Origin of the sequence: Burkholderia guangdongensis, from assembly GCF_013403875.1 — a bacterium.
Taxonomy (GTDB): Bacteria; Pseudomonadota; Gammaproteobacteria; order Burkholderiales; family Burkholderiaceae; genus Burkholderia; species Burkholderia guangdongensis.
Genome location: NZ_JACBNX010000071.1, coordinates 1 through 287, shown reverse-complemented (window position 1 = coordinate 287; position 287 = coordinate 1). Strand labels below are relative to the sequence as shown.

At 66.9% G+C, this 287-nt stretch carries 1 protein-coding gene; it reads left to right on the top strand.

The features are described from left to right. On the top strand, positions 1-287 hold a 287-nt coding region (locus tag HZI36_RS26740), incomplete at both ends, for an NAD(P)/FAD-dependent oxidoreductase (RefSeq protein ID WP_425485302.1).

Sequence of the window (287 nt, the reverse complement as noted above, 5' to 3'; positions counted from 1 at the left end):
GGGCTGTCGGCGGCGATCCGGCTCAAGCAGCTGGCGGCCGAGAAAGGCACCGAGATCGGCGTGTGCGTGCTCGAGAAGGGCTCGGAGATCGGCGCGCACATCCTGTCCGGCGCGGTGATGGATCCGCGCGCGCTCACCGAGCTGATCCCGGACTGGAAAGCGCAAGGCGCGCCGCTCGAGGTCGACGTGACCGAGGACCGCTTCCTGTTCCTGACCGAATCGAGCGCGAAGCAGGTGCCGAACTGGGCGCTGCCGGACAACTTCAAGAACCACGGCAACTACGTGAT